Annotated in this window: 6 protein-coding genes; 4 read left to right on the top strand and 2 right to left on the bottom strand. The window is 73.9% G+C overall.

What is annotated here, in order from left to right:
- Positions 1-81 precede the first annotated feature (81 nt).
- Positions 82-459: a BlaI/MecI/CopY family transcriptional regulator gene (locus ABD352_RS20120; protein WP_344613959.1), complete on the bottom strand. Its 378-nt coding sequence runs from the start codon at positions 457-459 to the stop codon at positions 82-84.
- An 81-nt stretch (positions 460-540) separates the two neighbouring features.
- Here ABD352_RS20120 and efeO point away from each other — a divergent pair, with 81 nt between their 5' ends.
- Positions 541-2,451 (top strand): iron uptake system protein EfeO, encoded by a 1,911-nt coding sequence (gene efeO / locus ABD352_RS20115; RefSeq protein WP_344613958.1) that lies wholly within the window; start codon positions 541-543, stop codon positions 2,449-2,451.
- Here the strand turns inward: efeO and ABD352_RS20110 are convergent, their stop codons facing one another.
- Positions 2,452-3,171: a COG4705 family protein gene (locus ABD352_RS20110; RefSeq protein WP_344613957.1), complete on the bottom strand. Its 720-nt coding sequence runs from the start codon at positions 3,169-3,171 to the stop codon at positions 2,452-2,454.
- A gap of 145 nt (positions 3,172-3,316) precedes the next feature.
- On the opposite strand from ABD352_RS20110, the gene ABD352_RS20105 reads away from it, so the two are divergent.
- From ABD352_RS20105 to ABD352_RS20095, 3 genes are read left to right on the top strand one after another with little or no spacing between them, the layout of a single operon-like run.
- Positions 3,317-4,486 (top strand): glycosyltransferase 87 family protein, encoded by a 1,170-nt coding sequence (locus ABD352_RS20105; RefSeq protein ID WP_344613956.1) that lies wholly within the window; start codon positions 3,317-3,319, stop codon positions 4,484-4,486.
- The gene (locus tag ABD352_RS20100) at positions 4,483-5,394 is read left to right on the top strand and encodes an ABC transporter ATP-binding protein (protein ID WP_344613955.1); all 912 of its coding nucleotides are present in this window, start codon (positions 4,483-4,485) and stop codon (positions 5,392-5,394) included. Before ABD352_RS20105 ends, ABD352_RS20100 begins: the two co-directional genes overlap by 4 nt.
- Positions 5,391-6,275 carry an ABC transporter permease subunit gene (locus tag ABD352_RS20095; RefSeq protein ID WP_344613954.1) on the top strand — a complete coding sequence of 295 codons (885 nt, stop codon included), beginning with the start codon at positions 5,391-5,393 and terminating at the stop codon, positions 6,273-6,275. Before ABD352_RS20100 ends, ABD352_RS20095 begins: the two co-directional genes overlap by 4 nt.
- Positions 6,276-6,283 lie beyond the last annotated feature (8 nt).

The following is a 6,283-nucleotide window of genomic DNA, read 5'->3' as shown; positions in this document are numbered from 1 at the left end:
CCGGCCGGGTCGCCGCCGTCGCGCTCGTGGGGGCCGGGACGAGCAGGGCGGGCAGGATCAGCGGCAGGTAGACGAGCCAGGTCATGCGGGGGTGTCCGGGGCCAGCAGCGCGCGCAGCAGTTCGGCGTCGGCCGGGTCGAGGTCGGCGGTGAACTCGCGCAGGACGGCCCGCCGGTCGCCGGGGCCGTCGAGCAGCTCGCGCATCCGCTGCGCGGTGGCCGTCGGGGCGTCCTGGGTAGGCCAGTAGGCGTGGCCGCGGCCGCCGTGCGGGCTGCGGCCGCGCTGGGTCAGGCCCTTGTCCAGCAGGCGGGTGAGGATCGTCTGGACGGTGTTGTATGCCGGGCCGCCGCCGAGCCCGGCCTGCACCTGCGCAGGGGTGAGCGGCCCGTCGGCGGCGCGCAGCACGGCCAGCACGTCCAGCTCCAGCGAGCCCCAGGGGCGGCGTTCGGACGCGGTCACGCCACCACGGTACCGCTTGACAGTTCCTACAAGTTGTAGGAGTTTGATGAGGCTCACCTAACCTAACCCCAGGAGTGCGGCGTGTTCCTCGCCAGCCTGCTCATCGGCCTGCGCGACGGCCTCGAGGCGTCGCTCGTGGTGGCCATCCTCATCGCCTTCCTCAGCCGGGCCGGGCGGCGCGAGCACCTGCGGCACGTCTGGACCGGGGTCGGCGGCGCCGCGCTGGTCTCCGCGGCGGTCGGCGCCCTGCTGACCTCGGCCGCGGCCTGGCTGGGCGCCGGCACCCGGCTGGAGCTGTTCGAGGCGGTCACGTCCCTGGCCGCGGTCGTCCTCGTCACCTGGATGATCTTCTGGATGCGGCGCACCGCACGCACCCTGCGCGGCGAGCTGACCGGCCGGCTGGAGAACGCGCTGCGCGTCGGGGGCTGGGCCGTCGCCGCGATGGCGTTCTTCGCCGTGCTCCGCGAGGGCGTGGAGATGGTGCTGCTGGTGTTCGCGGCCGCGGAGGGCGCCGGCGGTACCGCGGGAGCCACCCCGCTGGCCGGCATGCTCACCGGCGTGGCCGCCGCCGTCGCGCTCGGCTGGGCCGTGTCCACCGCCACCGCCCGCATCGACCTCGGCCGCTTCTTCACCTGGACCGGCGCGCTGCTCATCCTCGTCGCCGCCGGCATCCTCAAGTACGGCGTCCACGGCCTGCAGAGCGCCGGGGTGCTGCCCGGCGGCAACCGGATCGCCTTCGACCTCGGCGGCCTGGTCGACCCTACGTCGTGGTACGCCACCCTCTTCGCGGGTACGGTCAACCTCACCCCGCGGGCGAGCGTGCTCGAGATCGGCGCCTGGCTGTCCTTCGCGATGGTCATGCTGGCGCTGTTCTTCCGGCCCGCGCACCCCGCGCCGCGGCCGCGCGCCCAGGCGTACGCCACGCTCGGGGCGCTCGCCGCGCTCGCCTCGTGCGGCGGCCCGTCCGCCGTGCCGTCCACATCGGACGCCATCGCGGTCACCGCCGGCGACACGCAGTGCCGGCTGAGCGCGGACCACGCCGCCGCCGGGCCGCACGTGTTCGAGGTGCGCAACGAGGGCGGCAAGGTCACCGAGTTCTACGTGTACGCCGCCGGGGACCGCATCGTCGGCGAGGTCGAGAACATCGCGCCGGGCCTGAGCCGCACGCTGCACGTCGAGCTCACCGCAGGCACCTACACCGTCTCCTGCCGGCCGGGCATGACCGGCACCGGCATCCGCGCCGCGTTCACGGTCACCGGCCCCGGCGGCGACGCGTCCGGGGCCGCCTCGGCCGATCCCGCGCTCGCCGCCGCCGCGGCCACCTATCAGGACTACGTGCGCCGGCAGGCGGCCGCGTTCGCCGAACAGACCACCGCCTTCGTCGCCGCCGTGAAGGCCGGCGACCGGGCGAGGGCCCAGGCGCTCTACGCCCCGGCCCGGGCGCCGTACGAGCGGATCGAGACGGTCGCGGAGAGCTTCGCCGACCTCGACCCGAGGATCGACGCCCGCGACGGCGACCTCGACCCCGGCACCGCCTGGACCGGCTACCACCGCATCGAGCAGCAGCTGTGGGGCGGCGGCGACCTGGCCGCCGTCGCCGGCGTCGCCGACCAGCTCCTGGCCGACGTCACCGAGCTGCGCAGGCGCCTCGACGGCGTCGCGCTCACCGCGCTGGGGATCGCCAACGGCGCCAAGAGCCTGCTCGACGAGGTCGCCACGAAGAAGGTCACCGGCGAGGAGGACCGCTACTCCCACACCGACCTGTGGGACTTCGCCGCCAACGTCGAGGGCTGCCGGGCCGCGCTCGCCACGCTCCCGGTCCCCGCCGTCTCCTTCGCCGCCGTCGACGCGGAGCTGGCGAAGTACCACCAGGGTGACGGGTTCGTCGCGTACGACTCCCTGCGCCCGGAGCAGGTGCAGCGCCTGGCCGCCGTGGTCAACGCGCTGGCCGAGCAGGTCAGCGCGGTACCCGCCGCGATCGCCCATCGCTGATCAGGCCGGCAGCCGGTCGCGGCCCGACGCGGTGAGGTAACAGACCAGGGCGACGACCGCGGCCAGGCACACGGCGCTGGGCCCGACGGTGCCGAAGTCCAGCCCGCCGGAGTCGGACGGCTGGGTGACCCAGTCGCCGAGCGAGGCGCCGAGCGGGCGGGTGAGCACGTAGGCGGCCCAGAACGCGAGCACGCCGCCGAGCACGCGCAGGCCGTAGAACAGGCCGATGAAGGCGATCACCGTGGCGAACAGGGCCGCGGAGAGCAGGTAGCCGAGGCTGAGGCGCTCCGCGAGCAGGTCGCCGGCCGCGGTGCCGAGCGCGAAGGTGACGAGGATGGCGGCCCAGTAGAACGTCTCGCGCCGCCGGGTGGTGATGGAGTGGATCGACAGGGTTCCTTCGCTGCGGTACCACCAGACGAACACGATCGCGAGGAGCACCGCGAACACGGCCGTCGTCGTCTCCAGCGGCACGCCGAAGCCGTCGGTCAGGTTGTCGGTGACGAGCGTGCCGGCGATGCTGACGAGGACGACGACCAGCCAGTACCGCCACGGCACGTACCGCGGCGCGCGGTACTGCAGCACGAGCGCGACGGCCAGCGCGACGAACATCACCGCCGTCGTGCCGCCCAGACCCAGGCCCAGATTGAAGTTGAGCAGGTCGGCCGCGGTCTCGCCCACGGTGGTGGCGAGCACCTTGATGACCCAGAAGTAGACCGTCACCTCCGGAACCTTGCTCACAATACGGGCAAACTCGGACTTTCTCGGCTGCATGGAAGCATGGTCGCCGCCCGAAGCTGAAACCACGCTGAACGCCGGGGGCGGCCGGTTCAGCGGGGCCTCAGCCGGGCGCGCCTACCTTCGGCCTGTGCTTCTACGGCCCCGCACGCTCGCGTGCCTCGTGCTCGGGTGGGCCGTCGCCTGGTTCGCGCTCATGGCCCTCGGCGGCGGCTCGTCGTGGCGGTTCTTCGCCGAGGGCGCGGGCGCCCTCGCCGACGTGGACGACGCGGTCCGCGGCGGCCTGCACCTCTACGCCGGCGCGCCGGTGCTGCAGATCGGCCCGCTGACGTTCCTCGCCGTACTGCTGTTGCAGGCCCCCGCCGGAGCCGTGGCGGCCCTCGCCGGCTGGCAGGTCCTCGGCGCCGCCGCCGGGCTGCTGGTGCTGTGGCTGGCCCGCGGGCTGGTCCCGCGATGGCGGCGCCACGAGGGATGGCTCGCCCTGGGGGCGGCCTGCTTCATGCCGGTGTGGATGTTCCTCGCCGTCGGCGTCGCCCACCTCGACGACGTCCTGGCGCTGCTGCTGTCCGTCGCCGCCCTGCGCACTGCCCGGGACGGCCGCGCGGCGCTCACCGGGCTGCTGCTCGGGCTGGCCGCGGACGCCAAGCCGTGGGCGGTCGGCTTCGCGGCCATGCTGCTGTTGCTGCCGGGATGGCGCCGGGGGCTCACGGCCGCGGCGGTGCTGGCGGCGGCGGTCGCCGCGGCCTGGCTGCCGTTCTTCGCCGCGGACCCGCACACGAGCAATGCGGTGCGGTACACCATCCAGAACGTCCCCGTCTCGGCGCTGCACGCCCTCGGCGTCCACGACCCCCGGACCCCGCCGTGGGACCGCCCCGCCCAGCTCGCGCTCGCCCTGGCCCTGGGCGCCGTCGCCGTGTGGCGGGGCCACTGGCCGGCGATCCCGTTGCTGACGGTGGCGTCCCGGCTGGTGCTGGAGCCCGGCGGGAACAAGTACTACATCGCGGGCGTGGTCGTCGGCACCATCATCTGGGACTATGCCGGCTCGCGGCACGACGTGCCCTGGTGGACGATGTCGGCCTGCCTCGGCCTGTTCGTCGCCCGCTGGGTCCCGATGCCCGATCCGGTGCACGGCTGGCTGCTGGTGGCGTTCTTCGCGGCCGCCTGCGCCCTGCTGCTCGGCCGGCCCGACTTTTCTCACGCAATCCTTAGCCGGATCGGCGATCGCTCTTATCCCGACGGCAAAGGCTGCCCACAGCGCGTTGCGCGGCTGAACGCATCGGTTCGGGAAAGGACTCCATGAGCGACGCTCGCATCGTCGTGTCGGGGCTACGCAAGCAGTACCGCGGCGTCACCGCCGTCGACGACCTCTCGTTCACCGTCGAGCCGGGCCGGGTGACCGGGTTCCTCGGCCCCAACGGCGCCGGCAAGACCACGACCCTGCGGATGCTGCTCGGGCTGGTGGCGCCGGACGCCGGCACCGCCACGCTCGGCGGGCAGCGCTACGCCGACCTGCCGGAGCCGGCTCGCGTGGTCGGCGCCGTGCTGGAGGCGTCCTCGGCGCACAAGGGCCGCACCGGCCGCAACCACCTGCGCGCCTGCTGCATCACCATGGGCCTGCCCCGCACGCGCGCGGAGGAGGTGCTCGACCTGGTCGGCCTGCACCCCGCCGCGGACCGGCCCTTCAAGGGCTACTCCCTGGGCATGCGCCAGCGGCTCGGCATCGCCACGGCGATGCTCGGCGATCCGCGAGTCCTGATCCTCGACGAGCCCGCCAACGGCCTGGACCCCGAGGGCATCCGCTGGATGCGGGAGCTGCTGCAGGGCCTGGCCGCACAGGGTCGCACGGTCCTGGTCTCCAGCCACCTGCTCGCGGAGATGCAGTCGCTCGCCGACGACGTCGTCATCGTCGCGGCCGGGCGGCTCGTGCGGCAAGGGCCGGTCGCCGAGGTGCTCGGCTCGGTCGGCGGCGACGCCGTGGTGCACGCGCGCACCCCGGAGCCGGAGAAGCTCACCGCGGCCCTGCACCAGCTCGGCGCCACCGTCACGGCGGACGGCCCGAACCGGCTGCGCGTGGCGGGCGTCGCCGCCGAGGCCGTCGGCGACGCCGCCCTGGCCGCCGGGGTCGCCCTGCACCAGCTCACCACCGAGCAGCCCGACCTCGAGGACGTGTTCCTCGACCTGACCCACGCGAAGGCGGCCATCCGATGACACGTCTGGTCCGGGCGGAACTGTTCAAGCTGCGCACGACCAGCCTGTGGTGGCTGCTGGCCGCCGCCACGTTCGTCAGCACCGGGGTGATGCTCGCCATCGACCTGGTACAGGCCCACGAGCTGCTGCAGCCGTTCGACGCGTTCGTGGCGCTGCACGCGCACGGGCGTACCGCCGCGCAGATGCCGCCCGAGTTCCTCAACCGGCTGCGGGGTGAGTGGACCCTCGGCCACAGCGCGCTCACCCAGGCCGCCACGATCTTCACGGCGGGACAGCTCATCGGCGTGCTCCTGACCTGCCTGCTCGGCGTCGTCCTGGTCACCGGCGAGTACCACCAGCAGACCGCCACCACCACGTACCTGCTCACCCCGCGCCGGGGTGCCGTGGTCGTGGCCAAGCTGGTCACCGCCGTCATCGTCGCCGCCGCGTCCTGGCTCGCCTCGACCGCGCTCGCCCTGGTCGTCGGCGCCGTCTTCCTCAGCAGCGAGGGCTACGGCACGCAGCTCGGCCAGTGGGGTGTCGTGCGGGCCATCCTGCTCAACCTCGCCGCCTACACCATCTGGGCCGTCTTCGGCGTCGGCTTCGGCGCCCTGATCCGCAGCCAGCTCACCGCGACCGTCTCCGCCACCGTGCTCTACCTGGTCGGCGCGGCGGCCGCCGCCGGGGTGTTCGACCTGCTGTACACCTACGTCATCAAGAAGGACTGGATCCTCACCGCGCAGGTCATCGTGCCGTCGGTGGCGTCGGCCGTCATGATCTCGCCGACGAAGACCTTCGACCAGAGCCCGCCGCAATGGGTCGGCGCCGCCGTCCTGCTCGGCTACGGCGCGGTGACCGCCCTGGCCGGGACCTCGCTGCTGCGGCGGCGCGACGTCTCCTGACGCTCGGC

The sequence above is a fragment of the Dactylosporangium salmoneum genome (genome assembly GCF_039532525.1).
Lineage (GTDB): Bacteria > Actinomycetota > Actinomycetes > Mycobacteriales > Micromonosporaceae > Dactylosporangium > Dactylosporangium salmoneum.
Note: the sequence above shows the minus strand (reverse complement) of the source record. Positions and strands in the feature narration are given on the sequence as shown.